This window comes from Psychrobacter sanguinis (genome assembly GCF_020736705.1).
GTDB classification, from domain to species: Bacteria; Pseudomonadota; Gammaproteobacteria; order Pseudomonadales; family Moraxellaceae; genus Psychrobacter; species Psychrobacter sanguinis.
Window position 1 is genome coordinate 676,429 of the sequence record NZ_CP085990.1, and the last position, 20,095, is coordinate 696,523.

Here is a 20,095-nt window from a genome sequence, read left to right on the forward strand (position 1 = left end):
ATTTCCATGTCAAAACCTATCACTACTCTTGCCAACTTACTCTATAAATTTAACAGCCAAACCATTAACCGAAGCCTTGAGTATGTCAGCAAAATTGATCTCGCCAGTCTTGAAAGAACCGAAAGCGCTCAAGCCACTCTACTACAAGCTAATGTTAAAGGAACGAAAGAGTACCACACCAAAATTGCTTACCACAAAGCAAGTCAGCGTATCACACAAAGTGATTGCTCTTGCCCTGTGGGAAGTTTTTGTAAGCACGGAGCGGCATTAGCACGTCTTTTTCGAAACGAAGAAGCCGAGAAAAACAATTCCATGCGTGAGTTTTCGTTTGAAGGTGAAGAATTCCTGCAAGCTTTAATGCAAAAAAAATCTGAGCTTAACGATCTATCAGAGTACCAAGAATTAATCTCGGTATTAGCTAAACCCTTACCTATACCACCAACTAGCAGATTTGACCAATCTGGCCTTAACACAACTTTAAATAACAGCACCCAACATGATAAGGCTTTGCGTTGGCTCAAGAATTTACGCCAAAACTTAACTAAATTAGATAAAAACACAAAAAGTTACCCAGTCACTCATCAGTCCTCCCCTTTTGTATATCTAATTGAACAAGAGTTTGGGGAATTACAGCTAGAATTAATCAAAGTTCGGCGCATCAAATCAGGCGAAATTAGAGCTCCCAAAACCTATAATCAATACAGCAATATCTATTACAGCTATTCACAATTCCCCGCAGCTACTAAAGCGTTATTTAATCAAATTTATGACCATGTCAAAGCACAGCAGCTAGCCGTTTTTTCTAAGGCTTACATGGTGGTTAACGAATTACCGCTCAACTTAATAAAGCAACTTATAGAAGATAAGATTTTGTACTATAAAACCCAGTGGGATAAAGATTGGGAAGAAGAGCAATTTCATCCTATCACTTGGTCAGATGAGATTTTAAATATGGAAGTTGAGTGGCTTGAAAACGACCACCAGCATGGCGAAAAACTCCAATTTAATTTACTCGACAAAGACCAAAATCGCTATAAGTTTGGTCAAATCGAAAATTTTGATGTGCTATTTACTCAGCCTTTAACCTTTTTTAATCGCGCTAAACGTCAGATTGGGTTAGTCAATACCGATGTTATCGGTGATATGCCAAGCGACATGCTATTTAGACTGATGAGCATGCCTGTTATTCCCAAACAATTAGTAAATGAAGTAGACGATGTTTTATCAAGTCATAAAATAACTCAAAAATTACCTAAACCCAAATCCGTCCAACCCATTGAAGATGTCCACGGCATATCACAGCCGATAATCCGTTTTAGCAGTATCGACGAACGCTACTTACCTTGGCAAATGAAAAAAGTACTATGGCAAGAGCAATGGATTGACAAAAAGTTTGTCAAGGCGGAATTGTTTTTTTCCTATAAAACAGGGGAAATCCCTGCCAGAATGGGCGCTGAAACTGAGTTTTTTACCACGCGATATCAAGGCAAGCGCTACCATCAATACCGAGATATTAAAGCCGAGAACAAAGCCTTAAGAACGTTAAAAAAACAGCTGAACTCTTTTAAATGGCTCAAAACAGCGGAAAATGTCAGTAAAAATCAAGCCACTATCGAATTGGACGAAGCACTCAACGCCTTATTGCCTATAGATAAACTTGCCGAAATCGGTTGGCAAGTTGAGCATTTAGCGGACAGTCCGATTGATGCTGAAATGTCGCACAATCCAGAGTTGGTTGTCGAAACTTTGACTGATGATAAAATTGATAATGGCGATGAGGGCAGTCACTGGTTTGAAGTGGGGGCAACGGTCAGCGATAGCGAAGGGCATAAATATGATTTGCTGAGTATCGTGGCGTATTTGCTGGAGCAGTATCCTTACCTGATGCAGAAAGATATTGAAAATCTCATTGATAAAAATCATCTATTTGCGGTGAATGTAGGTAGCGGTCGCCCTAAGTTAGCAGTGGCTTTTAAAGAAATTTTACCGATTTTACAAAATTTAAGTCATCTGTTATCACAAGATGATCGAAAAATCGATAGATACGATGCCCACCAATTATTTGACCTTGAGCACACCCTAGGTATGGCATGGCAAATGCCTGAAAAACTCAAAAGGTTTAGTGAAAAGCTAAAAGCAGGCTATCAGTCCAACCTGCCTACACCAAAAGGTTTCCATGGGGAATTGCGGCCCTACCAACAACAGGGCTTAGCTTGGCTGCAGTTTTTAGCCCAAACTGAACATGGTGGTGTCCTTGCTGATGATATGGGACTTGGTAAAACCGCCCAAACGCTTGCTCATATTTTAATGGAAAAACAGGCAGGGCATTTGACCGACCGGCCTGTGTTAATCGTTGCTCCCACTTCACTAATGCATAACTGGCAAAAAGAAGCCGAGAAATTTACTCCAGAGCTGTCCGTATTGCTACTGCATGGCCCAAATCGCCATGATGATTTTGACAAGATCAAACAGCATGATATCGTGCTTACTACTTATCCGCTGGTAGTGCGTGATGAAGAGGTTCTAAAAGACCATCAATTCCACCAAATTATTCTTGATGAAGCTCAGAATATCAAAAACCCCCGCAGTAAATCCGCCCAAGTGTTACGCTCACTGACCGCCAGACACCGTCTATGTCTGACAGGAACTCCCATGGAAAACCATCTCGGTGAATTGTGGTCGTTATTTTACTTTCTGATGCCAGGGTTCTTGGGCAGTCAAGATGTTTTTAATAAAAACTACCGCCATCCTATTGAGAAAAAAGGTGATCAACACAAACGCAAAAAACTGATCAATCGAGTCAAACCTTTTATGCTCCGTCGTCTGAAAACTGACGTTGTCAAAGAGTTACCTCCCAAAACTACCATCGAAGTCAATATTGACATGAATAACGAGCAGTCCAAACTGTATGAAGCAGTGCGAGCGACCATGCAGCATAGCATCAAAAAAATCATCGCTCAAAAAGGCTTTAAACGCAGTCAAATCCAAATCTTAGATGCGTTACTCAAGCTGCGACAGGTCTGCTGTCACCCTAGCTTGCTGAATTTGGATAGTTTGCCAAAAGACAAAAAACCTACCAAATATAAAACTATGAAGTCCGCCAAACTTGATTATCTGATAGAAATGGTGGTAGATATGGTCAGCGAGGGTCGCAAAATTCTAATTTTCTCACAATTTACCAGTATGCTTGCGTTAATAGAAGAGCAACTTATTGTTCAAAAAATCGATTTTACTACACTTACGGGGCAAACCAAAAAACGTAATGAAGCAATCGATGCCTTCCAGACTGGGCAAGTACCTGTGTTTCTAATCAGCCTAAAAGCGGGCGGTGTAGGTCTGAATTTAACCACAGCCGATACTGTAATTCACTATGACCCCTGGTGGAACCCTGCTGCCGAAGACCAAGCTTCTGATAGGGCATGGCGGATTGGACAAGACAAGCCTGTATTCGTTTACAAACTGATTACCAATCAAAGCATTGAAGAAAAAATTATTGATATGCAAAAAAATAAAGCCGAGCTTGCTAAATCTATCTTAAGCACTGATCATGAAGGGGAAGTCAAGCTAAGTGAAAATGAGCTTTTAGGATTGTTTGAGAAGTTTATTTGATTTAGAGACTTTCCCAAACTTTGTGTAACTGCTTATACCCTGTTAGCAAATTGCAGTTACACAGAATCCGGAATGGGCTCTACGGGTTGGCAAACACCAAACCCGTATCACTGGGCTCGATGATAAAATTATATCCTTTTACGCCAAAGGTCAGACAACCACTGAGATTGTTGAGAGTATCAAAGATATCTATGACGTTGATATCTCAACGAGCCTCGTTTCCAGAGTTACTGACAACATCATAGCATGGCAGAACCGGCCACTAAGTAGCTTATATCCTATTGTGTATTTAGACTGTATTGTCGTTAACTCCTTATCAACCTACTGATTTTAAAGACAAAAAAAGGCCTCACTATTAGGTGAGGCCTTTTTAGAAATTGGAGCGGGAAACGAGATTCGAACTCGCGACCCCGACCTTGGCAAAGTTGCGGCGCGAAAATTACACCTAATTACCTTAAATGATTTTAAGGCAAAATTCCTGAAACTACACTAGTTACAGGGATTTTTTTACGATATATTTTACAGTCATTTAATATCGGTTTATTTCTTCAAACTCTGATATTTGTCACCTGAAATGAGCTATTTTTTGCCACGACTATTTTACCAAATATTGGCGATTTTTTAAAAATAATTCACAATCCTCCCCTACCCCATGGTTTATAAGTAAACTTTTTGACCTAATATTGATGAGATATTTATGCTACATATAGTTCATCGATCACGTAGATTGCTTTAGGAATAGCAGCTTTTTCGCCAAATGTTTTGTTGGCTTTACGATTAAATTGAGTAGTTATGGATGACACTTTAAATGACATAAAAAAGCATATTAATCTTAAATCATTAATGTAAAATTAGTTCTATTTTGGTTTTTAATTATCACTAATTTGACATTGTTTTAATTTTAATCTAAAACTACTAGTTGATAATTTTATTTGGTGTATTGATTCAGTCCATCTGTTAATCTATCAATAATCATTTCTCTAAGCTTAACAGGCTCAAGCACTTCTGACATATGCGACATACTGATTAGCCAATCTTCAAGCCTTACGGTATTCATCACGGTCGCTGTAAGTAACAAGTTTTTTTCATCCAGCTTTTCTAACGTCTGATCGTTTGATAGTGGTCGCTCGGTCAGATGTTGGGCAGCAATATGATTAATTTTAAGCCTTAATATAATTGGCTTTCCTCGCTGTGTTAAATGGGTTTCAAGCACGCCTTTTCGACTTAATTCTTCCAAACTTAAATCATTCACCCAATTGGGTATTGGCTCTTCTAAAATCTGTACTGATTGGATGCGTATGATGGCGTAGAGGGTAAATCATGCAGCGCTTTGGCGAGGGGTTTACCAAATTCAAAATCTAATTGCTGAGTTGCCAAATAGCTATAAAGCCATGCCCACGCCTCGGTTTCATCTTCAGGAATCCGTGCCAGCTCAATCCCCATCCACCAACTCGCCAGTTGCCATAAGTGCATAATGCCTTTGGACTCTTCGGCGCTGATTCTTGCCCCCAGTAATTTTAGTCCGCGCATAATGAGTAGCGAAAACTGCAGGTGGGTCGCCACCATATCAGTTTGGTTAATGGGCAACCCCCAGTAGCCACTGTCCCAATCATGGCGGCATAATTGTTGTCGTACCAGACCGTGTATGTGACGCACTTGCAGACTTTGCCGCCAGCCTTCTGTGCCAATTGCCAATGGGGGTTGCTGGTTGCGGCTAATCGCTGGGTACTCAGACACTGCCAAAATATAGGCATAGGTTCGCATGAGCCTCGGCAATGCATCATGCACTAACGCCCCTGTTTTGATGAGTGGCAATGAGAGCGCAGGGATACTATACCCTGCCATTAGCGCGACATTACGCAGTAACCAAATCAGCATCAACGGATAGCGCCGATAGGCAATTGCGCCAATCTCGGCAAGCTTGGCATCATACCAGCTCGGATATTGGCAAAACTGCTGATACAGTGTTTCAAACGCTGGCTGTTGCAATAACGCTTTGGCTGCCAATACGTCATTCGTTTGCGCTATCCCTTGCTCATGCAAAATCAATTGCTGCAGAGGTTTGGCAAATTTGATATCGCTGGATAACAGCGCATCGACAGGCTGATCTGCGATACCATACCCTTGCTGCATCTGTTGCAATAAATCCTTTGGCACCTCAAAATCACGGGGCAATAAAAATCGTTTGATACGCTGCAACACTTGTAAATCAGCATGGTGGTCAATGTCGGTATTGCGCCCCAGTGTCGGCAAATCGGTTTGGTGAAGCGGGTTCATAGCAGTGATAAATCAATGATGAATGAATGGATAGCCTAGCGCATTTTGGCAACTAAAAAACACCTATACAGCAAAAAAATCAAATTTTTTTGTTTAAAAATGTTAGCCCTTAATCGACTGGGTATATTTACTGGATGAATTTGACCGTAGCTTGCCTGATGGGTTTCAATGACCAGTGTGATAATGATTGGTTAGATAATGATGGGTTGGGTAATGATGGCAAGCATAGCGCTAGTCCATGTCACATGTATCATGTCACATTTATAGAACTATTTTGTCGCTGACGCTAAACCTATTTTTGATTACACTATAGCCAACCTCTCTTGTCTTAACAGTATCAAAATCGAGCCACCCTTTGAAATCACCTAGAATCTTAGAAACGCCACCCAATTGGACCGAGGATGAAAAACCCGCGCTACCCGGTTCCCCGCCGAGTATTGCTCACTCTCGATCAAAAAGCATTGTGTACTTTATCATCGGCGTTTTTATTGCAATTTGTGGTGGCTTGGGCAACGGCATTATTACCGCCAATTTACCGCAAATCCAAGGCGAATATGCGCTGACACCCTCACAAGTGGCTTGGATACCTGCTGTGTATGTTATGGCAAATGTCAGCGCCAACCTGCTGCTGTTTAAAGCGCGTCAACAATTTGGATTGCGCTGGTTTTCTGAAATATCCCTGCTGATGTTCATGCTGGTGATGTTTATTCATATATTTGTGCAAAACTATCCGATGGCTTTACTGGTCAGGGCGATAGGAGGCTTTGTCGCGGCACCGTTATCCTCACTGGGGCTTTATTATGTGATGCAAGCCTTTAGTAGTCAGTATCGTCTGCAAGGTTTGTATATTGGTTTTGGGGTCAGTGCGCTGGCGATTCCGTTGGCTTGGATAATGTCGCCTTATTTGGTCAATGTGAACGACTGGACTCGGCTTTACACCTTTGAGTTTGGTTTGGCGCTGTGTTGTTTTGCGATGGTGGTCGCCGTCAAGTTGCCACGAAGTTTACGTATCGAAGTGTATGAAAAGAAAGACATTCTCACCTTTTTGTTATTGGCGCCCGGTTTTGGGTTGCTGTGTGGGGTGTTGGTAAAAGGGTCGATTTTGTGGTGGGAAAACTCACCGTTATTGGCGTATATGCTCATTGGCGCGTTGGCGCTGTTGATGTCAGGCTTTTTCTTTGAGCATTACCGCAAAAATCCCTTGATTATGACCCGCTGGCTGGGGAGTGTTGCGTTATGGCGTTTTGTAGTAGGCGCTTTTTTACTGCGTTTGATTATGTCTGAGCAAAGTTATGCGGTGGTGAATTTTTTAAAATCCCAAGGCATCATGTCCGACCAGTTTGTGGGTTTTTATACGGTCATATTTTTTGGTATGTTGGCAGGTTTGATAGTCAGCGCACTGACCTTTTCACGGGATCATTTGATTCCGCCGATGGTGGTAGCGACTTTGCTCGTGGCGGTTGCCAGTGTGTATGATGCCAATATGCTCACCAGTGAAGTGCGACCCCAAAATTTTTATCTCAGTCAATTTGCAGTCGCGTTTGCAGGCTCACTGTTTATGGGTCCATTGGTATTGATGGGATTTGGGCTCACGCTGCGACAAAGCGTCAATCATGTCATCACCTTTATCATCTTGTTTGGTGCGACCCAAAACTTTGGCGGGCTGGTAGGCTGGGCTTTTTATAGCACCCTGCAACAGCAGCGCACCCAGTATCATAAACAAAGTATTTTACAGCAAATGCAATCGACAGATGCCACAGTAACCCAGCGGCTTCAACAATACCAAGCAGGGTTTAAACCCATTATCACCGACAACAATTTTTCACAGCAACAAGCCCAACAATCCCTCAACCAAATTGTCACGCGAGAAGCGCAGATTAAAGCGTATGGCGATATCATTACTGTCAACAGTTACATTGCCACGTTTTTATTTGCTTGGGGTATGATTAATATCGCCCGCAAAAAATACATTGAAAATCGGCAAAAAGCAGCAATTAAGCAAACATAGACTGGATACGCTAGATGGGTATAACAAGGCGACCCAATTAGATAACTGTTTAATGATAAATAAAATGCTTACGGAAAACCCAACTCATGAGTAGTGAACCAACAACCCAGAATAAGGTACTCCCCAATGTCTAGACCAAATTATCATAAAATTAAGATAGAATTGGGTTGATAAAACGATTTATTATCCGAACTATTGTTAGCCAGATAAACCTGTGCAGGAGTATGGTAATCGAGCGACTGATGTAAACGCTCATGATTGTAAAACTCGAAATACTCTTTCAAACCTGCTCTTGCCTGACTGACTGTCTCAAACTGTCGCAAATACACGCATTCATACTTCACTGACCGCCAAAGCCTTTCCACAAAGATATTATCCAGTGCCCTACCGCGACCATCCATACTGATGGCAATACCCTGCTCAATGAGCGGTCTGGTAAATCTTGGGCTGGTAAACTGAGAGCCTTGATCCGTATTAAAAATCTCACAGCGTAACCCATTGTGCAGTAAGCTACTTACCGTATCCACGCAGAAATCTGCCTCAAGCGTGGTAGATAGCGACCAGTCTAGAACATAACGACTGTACCAATCTATCACCGCCATCAAATACACGAAGCCCTTGGCTAGGCGAATATAGGTGATATCAGTACTCCACACTTGATTACAACGGCTAATCGGTACATGCCTAAGCAAGTACGGGTAAACTTGATGCTCAGAGTTAGGCTTACTCGTATTAGGATGCTGATAAATAGCGTCTAGCCCCATTTGCCGTAGTAAGCGCCTAACTCGCTTTTCTCCCACTTGATAGCCTAGTTGCCTCAAATACGCTGTCATGCGTTTAACCCCATAAAATGGGGTCTTGGTGTACTGCTGGTCAAGCAAGTTCATCAGGGTAATATCAAGCTCGCTGATGGGCTTTGGCTGATAGTACAAACTTGAGCGGTTGATACTGAGTAATTCACATTGCTTACGAACACTAAAATCCTTGTTATCAGGTTCTAGCAGTTGTTTACGAGTGCTCAGGGTAGCTGTAAGGACTTTTTTTTAAGCCAGTCTCTTTCGCTTATAACTTGCCCTAGTTGCCTATGTAGTTCATCGATAATAGCTTGCTGGGCTTGTTCGTTGGCTTGCTGTTTGGTATTGAATGCAGTAGGGATAACTGCCAAAGCCTGCTTTTTCCAGTTGCTGATTTGGGTTGCATGAACCCCATATTCTGCGGTTAACTCGTTGAGAGTTTTGTGTTCTTTGATGGCTTCAACGGCGACTTTGCTTTTAAATTCAGCATTGTGACGCTTACGTACTTTTGTCATTAGATAGACCTCTTTTTCTAAAGGTTATTCTATCTTATTTGCTACAATTTTTTGGTCTAGTTTTCCGGGAGTATTATAGAATGATGCGCCAGCTGATGACAGCGATGACAAACCCGCACAGGCGCCTGAAAAGATTATTAAGCCTAGGCCGCTTACCTTAATTATCATGTTATTGGTTTTTTTGCTCGGTGTTGGGGTGATTTTATGGGCATGGCATTTGGGTCCGTTTAATACGCCACTGCAACAAACCGAAAACAGTTATGTCAAAGGCAATATCACCCTATTGTCGGCACAAATTAATGGTTATATCGAAAAAGTCTACGTCAGTGATTTTGAGGACGTTAAACAAGGTCAGCCGTTAGTTAAAGTCAGCAGTGCTAACTACTCACAGCAAGTAGTACAAGCCGAGTCAGGACTGGAACAAGCGACCACCAATTTAGCCAACCAACAACAAATCATCGAGCAGCGCAAAGCCGATGTCAAAGCCGCGCAGGCAAAAGTAGCACAAGTTAAAACCCAGTTAGGATTGTCTATCCAACAGCTTAAACGACTTGAATCCTTGGTCGGCGTTGGCGCAGTGTCACAAAATGAAGTCGATACTGCCAAAGCGGCAGTAAAAAACAATGAAGCACTGTTGAGCCAAGCAATCGCCAGTGTCGATGTCGCCCGCGAAGGTCAAAAAACCGCGGAAGTGACAAAGATTGGTTTGGTGGCACAGATTAAAAGCGCCAATGCACAGTTAAAACAGGCCAATACCAACCAAGAGTATGGCTTAATCACCGCCCCGACCTCAGGTAAATTAGGGCAAATCAATATCCGTACCGGTCAGTTGGTGACACAAGGCACGCAGTTGGTTTATCTCATTCCAAAATCGATGTGGGTCATTGCCAATTTTAAAGAAACCCAAATTGATAAAATGAAAATCGGGCAAAAAGCGTGGTTTACTGTCGATGCCCTAGGCAAACAAAAATTTACGGGGGTAGTCAAAAGCATCTCCCCCGCAACAGGGTCAGAATTTAGTGTCATTAAAACCGACAATGCCACCGGGAATTTTACCAAAGTGGTACAGCGCATTTCTGTACGCATTGACATCGATGGCAACCAAAGTCGTCTGAATGAATTGATACCCGGCATGTCGGTAGTGGCAACAGTAGATACGTCAAGTTAGCAAATTGACCCTTTTTTATTCTCCTTGGCCAAACGCAGTTTAGTGAATTAAGCTTAAAAAATCTTTCGCTAAATAAGCTGGGTTAGGATATTGATAGAACCCTTCACCCGTGGCTTCACCCAATTTGTTGGTATCGACCAGTTCTGCTTTGAGCTTTTCAGCGGGCTGCTGCAAAGAAGGGTCCGTTTTTGCCAGTTCATTAAAGATATTGTAGTTGGTTGTCATGCCATTTTTATCCAAAATCGCCATCGGTCCAAAGGGTGAACCCGTGGCTATCATCCACGTTTTATCAATGGTTGCGGCGTTGGCAACGCCGTTTGCCCACAGTTTTAACCCCGCTACCAATAACGGAATCAATAAGCTATCAAGCACATAGCCCGATTGTTCTTTTTTCACCGCTATCGGTAGCATAGCAATGGCTTTGGCAAATTCGATGACGTCAGCATAGACTTGTGGGTCGCAACTTGGGGCCGCCATCAACTCCACCGTATTACGGATATGGATATGATTGGCAAAATGCAGCATCAAGAATTTTTCTGGACGGTTAGTAAAGGTTGATAACACGCTTGGCAATAACGTCGATGAGTTACTGGCAAACACGGTTTTGGCAGGGGCGGCGGCTGAGGCTTTGCTATAAAAATCTTTTTTGATGTCTAAGCTTTCTGGCACCGCTTCAATCAATAGGTCTGCATCTTTTAACGCCTCATTCAAGTCCGTGGTGTAAGCCAAATTGTTGCTAGCTGCTGCCACTTGGGCATCGGTTTCACCTAGGTCATGCTGATGCTGATTGGCAAGGTCGGTAAAGCGGGTTTTCGCCTTAGCAATCGCATCATTATTAATGTCATAAATAGTCACGTTAAACCCATGAAACGCACATTGCACCGCAATTTGGTTACCCAATACGCCACTGCCTGCCACGGTAATATTTTTATAGGGTACTTTGGATAAATCCGCTTTCGGTGGTTTTAAAAAATCAGGATTTTTAAAGGCGGGATTGGGGTATTGATAAAACCCTTCACCCGTTGGTACGCCCAGTTTATGTTGCTCGATATACTCTTTTTTGAGCATATCAACGACCGCTTGGTCTTGTTGTTTGCCCTTAGCCACAGCGAGCTTGTAAATATTGTAAGGGGTAGTGAGCCCAAGCATATCATAAAAAGCAAATGGTCCCATCGGCGAGCCTGTGCCAAGCATCCAAGTTTTGTCGATGGTTTGAATGTCAGCAATGCCTTGGATATACAGCTGCATCCCTGCATTTAACCAAGGATTGAGTAGTGAATTTAGTACATAGCCCGAGGTTTCTTTGTTGACGATAATAGGCACCATGCCGATTTGTTTGGCAAACGCGGTCATCGCATCAAATACATTAGGGTCAGTATCGGCATGTGACATAATTTCGGCAAGATTGCGCTTCCAAATCTCATTGGCAAAATGCATCATCAAAAACTTAGCAGGACGGTCGGTAAAGTTGACCAAATCACTGGGCAACATGGTAGATGAGTTACTGACAAATACGGTTTTTTCGGGTGCGGCAGCTGAGGCTTTTTGATAAAAATCTTTTTTGATGGCGACATCTTCAGGCACCGCTTCAATCAACAAGTCTGCGTCTTTCAAGGCGGCGCTTAAGTCTGAGCTATAACGCAAGTTTTGCTCAGCCTGTTTGGCTTGTTCGCTTGTTTCGCCCAAATCATCCTGATGACGTTTGGCGATATCGGCAAATTTGGTTTTGGCTTTATTGAGCACCTCGTCATTGATATCATACACAATGACTTTAAAACCATGAAACGCCGCTTGTACGGCGATTTGATAGCCCAAAACACCACTGCCTGCGACTGTGATATGGGTAAAATTAACAAGAGGATTCGACTCTGACATACAATACTCCTAGATTAACAGGCAAATACGCAACTTTATTTTTGGTATTATCGTATTTGCTAATCACTATGTTTAATAGCATAGGTTTAATGGCATAAAAAGGTAAAAAACCGTTAGCCCAGTCACAGGCTAACGGTTGTTGAATGATTGAGGGCGATGTGGTTTTTCACCCAATGGGTGAAATTTTACCTCAAACAATGCCCCCATAACCGCCCCGCTACTGGTTTTTTGCCAAATTTAAAGGTTATAAAAATCTTTATCAAATGCCTGTTTTAGATTGGTTGGCTCGGCACGTTTTTTATGATTTAAACGATGGCGCGTGGTCGAGGCGGTTTGATAGGCACGCAGGCGCGCGTGCTGCAGATTACCAATCGGACGGTTGGCTTCAATACAGCGAAACGGGGTAAATGACAAATGCTCCATGATGTCAAAGTTACCGTCATCTGGCACATCTTGGCAAGGGATGGTAAGTTTTGCCACTGTCACAAATGGCGCGTCTTTTTCATCCCATTCTTTGGTCAAGTCATTGATGGGTTGGTCTTTTAAGTTACGGCACAGCTGGATTTGCACATCAAACTCATAATCATGCTCACGGATTTCTTGTAAAATCAGAGGACGAATCGCCTCGTTAGTGGCGTTGACATCAAGATCACGGCGTTTGATTTTGGCTTGTGATGCTTTGGTCGGGGCGACACGGATTTTTGCCATATAGTCGCCATGACGCACCGCCCCTTGTGAGTAAAAACTGTATAACAAGGTATTTTGCGGTTTGATGGTTTTATATTTACTAAAAGCCCTAAAAGTCTTGAGGGATTCTTTGGATGGCAGTTTTGTGCCATTTTGGGTAAGCCAGTCAAAGGCAAATTTGGCTTGACCTTTCGCCCCTTTGGCAAAATAATCATTTAATTGTAAAAATAGTCGTGAAATATAACTATAGTCTTGGATAGTATTACAAAAGAAAATAGGAAAATTAATCAGATTGTAGTCAAAGTTTGGGCTATCTTGCTCATCTGGCAGTAATTTTTCGCCTTTGACACCAAAGACTTTAATCGCCAACCCTTGAGAAAGTCCCAACTTGTTGTCGGCAGCCACACGAGATGAGCCGTTAGAAAAACGAATCACCGCTTCATGACGAGCGGGTTTGGCATAGATACCTTGGGCATATTCTTTGGGCAGTTTTGGTAAAATCTCAAAGTTGGCTTTTAATGCACAGTAGCCTTTGGCATGGGCGTCTCGGGTGTGATAGTTGATTTTGCTAACGGTGTCTGATTTGCCGATATAGTCACGAATATCTGCGGTGATTTGGTCGATGGCTTTTTCATCGTCGCTAGTGAGCTGGTCGATGGCTGGGTCAAACTTGGCATAACGACGACCGAATAATTTATTTAACATGATGATTGTCCTTTGTTATTTTCATTATTTCATAAGGTTAGCAGTACTAAAAACGCCTAACCTTTTTTATTTAGTTTTACGCTAATATGAATTTTCGTTAAGCTCACTAATCCATTTAAGTGCCGACAAGCTCGGTACAAAAAGATATTCACCGCCTTGCAGGGTATTAAATTGCAAAATATTGGTATGACGCTTACGAATTGGCTCATCGGGTACGGTGAACACATCGCTATCAGCGTCACTACCTGCGTGTACGCCTAGCATTGGGTCACGTTCTTCCCCAAGGTTCATAAAGTTACCGTCATTAATCCATTGGCTTTGCAAAAACTCAAGCGTGTCCATGGCATGCGCGTTGATACCGATAAAAAATAGACCCCGCTCTTGACCATCGTCTTGGGTCACGTTGGGTGGCACGATATCGCCATACGATACGCTACGACGGATAATACGATGAAGACGCACATCGCTTAGAATAAAGTCTTTGGTATTGCGGGGGTTCATACGGCGAGCATGGGCACCAAACGGGCAGCCTTTGCCATAGGGATCGTCCGTGTAGTCAAATTTATTGTTTGCTACATTGTCTTTGCCTAGGGCTTCATCATCGTGATCTGGGCTTAGGGTGATGGGGGCACCCGAACGCCAGCGACCAAACATTTTTGCCCCCAATTTATCGGCTTTAGCTGGGTCATTGTCGCTTTGTTCAAGGCAATAGCGGTGAAAGTCAGCCACATTACTGCGGTATTTTCGCAGTACCATAAACGAGCCGTTTTTTCCCAATACTTCAGGCTGTGGCATGGGAGGTACCACGCCCGCTTCACCTTTATAACCTAACACAAATTCACCCGCCGCAATCGGACGTTCGGTGTTATTTTCAAGGCTGATACCACTGCCATCAACTTCTGGGTTACTGATGCCATCGCGATAACCAAACACGTTTTTGACCTCACCATCTGCGCCAAAATCATGTTCCACTAAGATTTCGATGGCGTTACGGCTGGTATCTAGATAAGGGGCAAACGCCTGTTTAAGTTCGTCAAGTTTGGCTTGCCATTTTTCTTGGCTATCGGCAATCACCGCGCCGCAAATATGAATATCGCCTTTATCACCAAATGGCGCAAGCCAGTTACTCGGGTCATTATCGCCTTTGTCACCCAAGATATCTGAGCGACCTGCCATACCTGTTTTGAAATTTTCTGGGAAAGAATCAAGCGAGCTTTGCGGTAAGCCCAAGGCTTTTAGCCCCTCATACGTCATCACAATGGTCAAATTAGCATCCATATCTTTTTGGAAATTTTTTGAGCCTGTGACGTTTGGTAATACCGCTTTTAGTAATTCACGACCCGCGTTACTATCATTGACTTTTAGCGCGACAAGCGTGCCATAGTAAGGCGCAGGGCGGTCATGTAAGATGATGGCTTGAATATCCTCAAGCTCCATCGTGGCGATATTGGGATAGATAGCGTTCGTTGCCCGTGTGGTGACGCTGTGCAGCTGCGTGCTGATTTTTTGTTTCGCTTCATGTACCCGTTCTTTGACACTGCCTTCTTCAGCGGGTGTATCGCTGTGTTCAAATTTGTCTTTAATGGCCTCTATGCCATGCTCGATACCATCCTGTAGATGGGTTTTTAATTTGCCAAGTAGGCTTTCATTCGCTGGGTTGTCGTTATTCATGGTCGTTCCTAGCAGAGAATTTCAAAAATTTGATGCTAAGAACCTGCTCACCATACACCACGCTAAATATCGTTTATGGTAAAAATCACGCAACAAATGGCTTTTGTATCGAAATTTTAACCTAAAGCTTGCCCATTTAGAGTACGCTTAGAATAGTACGCTGATAAAAGTGAGCTGATAAACGTGATATGGTGAATACAGGTTCTAAGTCGTCTTATTGGGCTTGTTCAATTGCTTTATTAATGCCACGCACGATTTTGTCATTACGCGCAATATCACGAACCGTCAGATGCGGTACACCCACATACCAACCGGTAGCGGTAATCTGATGGTCAAGGATAAATTGCTTGACAGTCGGGTCTTTAATCCCAGGCCAACCCTCTACATTGCCAAAAATCAAGTCCATGAGTTCTGGAATTTTGGTAGCAAAGTCATTGATGTAGGCGTCCCAATCGCCATCATAGGCGGTACAAAACAGTAGCTTGGTGTCATTGTCTAAAAACACCAACCGCAAATCATGCAAGGTGCCTACATTGGTCGCTCCTGCAAGATTGCCTTTGGTAATTTCTAAAATTCGTTTGATACGAGCTGCCCCATCTTTGGTTAAGGGGGCGATGGCGGTGAGTTCAGAAACTTTGCCTGATTTTAAGCCCTTTTCACCGGCGCTGGTCACAGAATGGTCATAGCCATCATTAGCGCCCTCTTTTAGGTTTGCCATGAGCATTTGGGCTTTTAATGCCACATCGTCTAATAAAGAAAGTTTTTCGTTGTTTTCAGTTGTCATATTTATTGCCCTTATAGTTGTTAGTTGATCATTAATTGAAGTGCTTGATTTAAATTTATTTATCTCATAGTTTTATTATTTAAAATTTAAATCCTTTTTATTATATAAGCCGCAAAAATTAAAAAGCGCTAAATTAACTTTTATCACCCATAAAATTACAAAACTAAACTATTGACTAAAAAATGACATACTAGAGACCGTAAAACTAACAGTGTTGGCTTAAAAAATTTTCATTACTATCAATAGGTTATTCACATCCCGAATATAACCTAGCTATAGAGAAGTCATTTTTCCTGTGTTGCATTTGCTAAAAAAGTTGGGATATTGACACCTTGATGATTAACTTTAGCAAAGTAGCTTGCTGGTCTAATCTCACCGTATAACTGGCTACCACTTTTTAAAACAAAGTCTATCAGTTAAAAGGTTTATCAGTTAAAAGATGTTTATCATGGCTAGGGTGGATTCCACACACCCTGTCGGATGATAGGTGTCTAATGATAGGTATAGACGAAGCGAAAAACGTGCTTTAATTAGCACGTTTTATCACATGACCCCTGCTGTCAATTCCGTACAGTTAAACTTGGGAGATTTTAGTTACCCAGCCTGACGATAATAATCAAACCACACCTGTCTTGGCGATTGATAGCCCAAACCCTTTTGAATCCTCGTCTGATTGTAGTACAGCTCGATATAACTGATAATATCATTGATGGCTGTGAACCTTGTTTTATAGTCTTGATGATATACCAGCTCATTCTTTAATGTGCCCCAGAAGCTTTCTATCGGAGCGTTATCGAAACAGTTGCCTTTGCCGCTCATTGAGCCTATAAATTGATGCTGCTTAATGGTCTTGTGGTAGGCGTGACTGCAATACTGACTGCCTCTGTCTGAATGAACGATTAGCCCTTTGCTTGGACGTTTATTCTTGATGGCCATATTTAGTGCTTTGCAAACTAAATCTGCGGTCATACGCTTGTTAATAGCGTAACCGACAAGCTCTTTGGTGTATAAGTCTTTGACCCCTGCTAAGTACAGCCAACCCTCATTCGTCCAGATATAGGTGATGTCGCTGACCCACGACTCGTTAGGGCGCTTAGCATCAAACTTCTGATCCAGTACGTTTGGATAGACCAGCTTGTTGTGATTGGAGTCGGTGGTGACTTTAAAGCGCTTATGACGACGACATTTAATGCCGTGTTGCTCTTTGATGCTTCTTACCATATACAGGCTAATGTTATGGCCTTGCTCGCTTAGATGAGCATGCAGTCGATCTGCGCCATAACGTTCTTTCGTTTCATTGTGAGCCGCTTTAACCAGTAATTCAGACTGGTTGCGATGTATCTGTTGGTCGCTGAGATCACGACTTAGCCAGTCGTAATAGCTTGATGGCTTAACCCTTAACACACGGCACATAGTGGTGATGCGAAAGAGGAACTGGTTGTCTTTGATAAAGGCGTACCTGACTAACTGTTTCTCGCGAAGTACGCCGTCGCCAACTCGAGCATAGCTCTCCCCTTGCGTCGGGGCGAAGCAGTGCTTCGCTTTATCCCTCCTCATTTAGTATTTCGCGTTCCTCTTCGGCAACTTTAAGCTGTCGCTTTAGGCGTTTTACCTCTTCAAGCGCACTCATAAGTTCAGGGTCATACTGCTTTGTTCCTACAAGCTTGCCTTGATTAGCTTTGTTCTGCCAGTTGGATAGCGTTTGCATGGCGATGCCAAGTTGCTTTGCGGTCGCTGAAATATTGCCGTTGTTATCCGCTATCTTCTTGACGGCTTCAGCTTTAAATTCGTCACTGTAGGTTCTTACTTTCTTGGTCATGGTAAACTCCTGTCAATACGCTTAGTTTACCAAGTTTATCTCTACGGTTTCTTCAGCATAGCTCAATGTCCAGGTAGGTGACTTATTTGTTTATGAGCCAGACTCTAAGCAAGTTGATAAAGGAGAGGTATCTAATGAGGATTAAAAGGGGGGAGTTGGTTAATTTTTACTGAAGTCCAATAACAATACAACTAACTGATTTTTAATAAAAAAATTATTTATCTGGTCACGTTTTGGTCACGCTTTTTTTAATAGTTAAGTATCTAAGCTACCAAAATATGAGGTCATATTTAAAAAAACATTTTTATTAATAAAATATTTGATTCCAATCTATAAAATAGAAAGGTCGGGGTCAATTTTACGGTTGGGGTTTTACTACTTGGGCACGAAAGGGTCACGTTTTGGTCACGTCTCCATCAATTAAGATTTTTAATGTTAAGATATAATTAATAAATTCCTTTATACCTGATAGAAAATCCCTATTAACACACTGATTTTAAACACAAAAAAAGCCTCACTATGAAGTGAGGCTTCTTTAGAATTTGGAGCGGGAAACGAGATTCGAACTCGCGACCCCGACCTTGGCAAGGTCGTGCTCTACCAGCTGAGCTATTCCCGCATTTGGTACTTACTAGCTAGACCGATATTATAGATTAAAAATCTATCCTGTCAATACCAGCTTTTATAACTTGTGCTTATATCTTAAAGCAAATTTGGAGCGGGAAACGAGATTCGAACTCGCGACCCCGACCTTGGCAAGGTCGTGCTCTACCAGCTGAGCTATTCCCGCATCGATCATCGCCTAAGTAACTTCTGTTTAAATATTAAGTTACTGCGCCTTGATAGGTGGGCTATTATAGATTAATTTGAGATTATGTCAACACTTTTTTCAGATAAGTTTTTCCATTTTACAGGGCAAACGCATACTTTTAAAAAACATTAATATTTTCAGTAACTTATAAACTTAGAAAATAAAAATCCAAATTCATAACTATCTGATTTTAAATGGAATTCCTAAAAGTGTGCGTTTGCCCTGTTTCATTTTATCTATAGTCATAGCCAACCAAATGAGATACGAGGCAACCTACCTCAAGTACTACTAGAACGGGCTTAGTAAGGTTAACGCTGTAGCTCTTTAATTTGTCTACGACTATATTGCCCTTAATACACGGCTATTTTAACCCAAAAATTACAATAAAAAGCTGTTTTATTAGACTCGATTCGCTAAACTTTGGCTCATATGCAAATATTTAATTAATGGATCATCCTCTAAGTAAGTTATTAATTACGACAAGGATGGAAACCCACTAGTGAGGACACCTATGAAGAAATTTTTAATCAACAGCATTATAGCAGCTTCGGTATCAACGATGGCGCTAACCGGCTGTAGCTCAACTACCAACTCAGGCGTCATTGGCAGCGATAGACAACAACTTCTTTTGGTCTCAAATGATCAAGTGATGCAAATGTCGGTGCAAAGTTACAATGAACTTTTACAGAAAGCCCGTCAACAACGCGTTTTAGATACTGATGCTGCTCAGTTAGCCCGTCTAAATCGTATTTCACGTAATTTAATTAACCAAGCAGAGTTATATCGTGGCGATGCCAAAAGCTGGCCATGGGAAGTTCATATTATCAAATCTAACGAGTTAAACGCCTTTGTTCTGCCAGGCGGTAAAATCATGTTCTACTCGGGCATTATTGACCGTTTGAATCTAACCGATGCTGAGATTGCTGCGATTATGGGTCATGAAATGGCACACGCTATTCGTGAACACACCCGCGAGCGTATCTCAAGTCAATATGCCACTCAAACTGGTATTGGCATTGCAGCGAGTATTTTTGGTCTTTCACAAGGTCAAGCACAGCTAGCGAACCTAGCAGGTGATTTAGGCATCGCCCGTCCTCACAGCCGTACCCAAGAGTCCGAAGCCGATCAAATTGGCTTAGTGCTGATGGCCAAAGCGGGTTATGACCCTAATGCAGCGATAACATTGTGGCAGAAAATGCAACGTGCCAGCCAAGGTGAGCCACCTCAATTCTTAAGTACTCACCCTTCAAGCTCTAACCGTATTGCCACGCTTCAAGCGTTAATGCCTAAAGTTATGCCTTATTATAAGAAATAGTAGGTTTTTGCTATTGACATACTCCCACCACCAAACCTAACGGTTATGGTGGGGGAA

The 20,095-nt window shown here is 42.3% G+C and carries 10 protein-coding genes, 2 tRNA genes and 3 pseudogenes; 5 read left to right on the plus strand and 10 right to left on the minus strand.

The window, feature by feature from the left end; genetic code table 11:
- Positions 1-6: 6 nt before the first annotated feature.
- Positions 7-3,609, plus strand: a complete 3,603-nt coding sequence (locus tag LK453_RS02890) for a DEAD/DEAH box helicase (protein WP_201542068.1) — start codon at positions 7-9, stop codon at positions 3,607-3,609.
- Positions 3,610-3,694: 85 nt separating this feature from the next.
- Positions 3,695-3,916: pseudogene (locus LK453_RS02895) on the plus strand (transposase); the annotation flags it as partial.
- 621 nt (positions 3,917-4,537) lie between these two features.
- Here LK453_RS02895 and LK453_RS02900 read toward each other — a convergent pair.
- Positions 4,538-4,846 carry a WCX domain-containing protein gene (locus LK453_RS02900; RefSeq protein WP_455566952.1) on the minus strand — a complete coding sequence of 103 codons (309 nt, stop codon included), beginning with the start codon at positions 4,844-4,846 and terminating at the stop codon, positions 4,538-4,540.
- Between the two features lie 35 nt (positions 4,847-4,881).
- Positions 4,882-5,886 (minus strand): oxygenase MpaB family protein, encoded by a 1,005-nt coding sequence (locus LK453_RS02905; protein WP_007394481.1) that lies wholly within the window; start codon positions 5,884-5,886, stop codon positions 4,882-4,884.
- Between the two features lie 355 nt (positions 5,887-6,241).
- Here LK453_RS02905 and LK453_RS02910 point away from each other — a divergent pair, with 355 nt between their 5' ends.
- A complete protein-coding gene (locus tag LK453_RS02910; RefSeq protein WP_201542067.1) occupies positions 6,242-7,894 on the plus strand; it encodes an MFS transporter in 1,653 nt (550 codons plus the stop codon).
- A gap of 143 nt (positions 7,895-8,037) precedes the next feature.
- On the opposite strand, the gene LK453_RS02915 is transcribed toward LK453_RS02910, so the two are convergent.
- Positions 8,038-9,203 (minus strand): IS3-like element ISPpy1 family transposase gene (locus LK453_RS02915; RefSeq protein WP_227954061.1). Its coding sequence is split into 2 segments (ribosomal slippage): positions 8,038-8,930 and positions 8,930-9,203, totalling 1,167 coding nucleotides; the frame shifts between segments, so codons are not numbered across the junction.
- Positions 9,204-9,315: 112 nt separating this feature from the next.
- Here LK453_RS02915 and LK453_RS02920 point away from each other — a divergent pair.
- Positions 9,316-10,371, plus strand: a pseudogene (locus LK453_RS02920) (HlyD family secretion protein); the annotation flags it as partial.
- A 39-nt stretch (positions 10,372-10,410) separates the two neighbouring features.
- On the opposite strand, the gene LK453_RS02925 reads toward LK453_RS02920, so the two are convergent.
- The 7 genes and pseudogenes from LK453_RS02925 to LK453_RS02955 all read right to left on the minus strand — a co-directional run bounded on the left by LK453_RS02925 (position 10,411) and on the right by LK453_RS02955 (position 18,702).
- Entirely contained in the window at positions 10,411-12,246 is a 1,836-nt protein-coding gene (locus LK453_RS02925; protein WP_077449941.1) for a 3-hydroxyacyl-CoA dehydrogenase, read from the minus strand.
- Between the two features lie 237 nt (positions 12,247-12,483).
- Positions 12,484-13,638: a catalase family protein gene (locus tag LK453_RS02930; RefSeq protein WP_007394486.1), complete on the minus strand. Its 1,155-nt coding sequence runs from the start codon at positions 13,636-13,638 to the stop codon at positions 12,484-12,486.
- Positions 13,639-13,719: 81 nt separating this feature from the next.
- The gene (locus tag LK453_RS02935; protein WP_007394487.1) at positions 13,720-15,309 is read right to left on the minus strand and encodes a Dyp-type peroxidase; all 1,590 of its coding nucleotides are present in this window, start codon (positions 15,307-15,309) and stop codon (positions 13,720-13,722) included.
- Between the two features lie 214 nt (positions 15,310-15,523).
- Positions 15,524-16,093: a hypothetical protein gene (locus tag LK453_RS02940; RefSeq protein ID WP_007394488.1), complete on the minus strand. Its 570-nt coding sequence runs from the start codon at positions 16,091-16,093 to the stop codon at positions 15,524-15,526.
- A gap of 594 nt (positions 16,094-16,687) precedes the next feature.
- Positions 16,688-17,912 (minus strand): annotated as a pseudogene (locus LK453_RS02945) (IS3 family transposase).
- A gap of 543 nt (positions 17,913-18,455) precedes the next feature.
- Positions 18,456-18,531: transfer RNA gene (locus LK453_RS02950), tRNA-Gly, on the minus strand.
- Positions 18,532-18,626: 95 nt separating this feature from the next.
- Positions 18,627-18,702: transfer RNA gene (locus LK453_RS02955), tRNA-Gly, on the minus strand.
- 532 nt (positions 18,703-19,234) lie between these two features.
- On the opposite strand from LK453_RS02955, the gene LK453_RS02960 reads away from it, so the two are divergent.
- Positions 19,235-20,038, plus strand: coding sequence for a M48 family metallopeptidase (locus tag LK453_RS02960; protein WP_007394489.1), 804 nt, complete (start codon positions 19,235-19,237; stop codon positions 20,036-20,038).
- Positions 20,039-20,095 lie beyond the last annotated feature (57 nt).

Coding starts and splice junctions, on each gene's coding strand:
- LK453_RS02905 (WP_007394481.1), bottom strand. CDS start 5,886: ATGAACCCGCTTCACCAAACCGATTTGCCGACACTGGGGCGCAATACC.
- LK453_RS02960 (WP_007394489.1), top strand. CDS start 19,235: ATGAAGAAATTTTTAATCAACAGCATTATAGCAGCTTCGGTATCAACG.
- LK453_RS02940 (WP_007394488.1), bottom strand. CDS start 16,093: ATGACAACTGAAAACAACGAAAAACTTTCTTTATTAGACGATGTGGCA.
- LK453_RS02925 (WP_077449941.1), bottom strand. CDS start 12,246: ATGTCAGAGTCGAATCCTCTTGTTAATTTTACCCATATCACAGTCGCA.
- LK453_RS02930 (WP_007394486.1), bottom strand. CDS start 13,638: ATGTTAAATAAATTATTCGGTCGTCGTTATGCCAAGTTTGACCCAGCC.
- LK453_RS02935 (WP_007394487.1), bottom strand. CDS start 15,309: ATGAATAACGACAACCCAGCGAATGAAAGCCTACTTGGCAAATTAAAA.
- LK453_RS02890 (WP_201542068.1), top strand. CDS start 7: ATGTCAAAACCTATCACTACTCTTGCCAACTTACTCTATAAATTTAAC.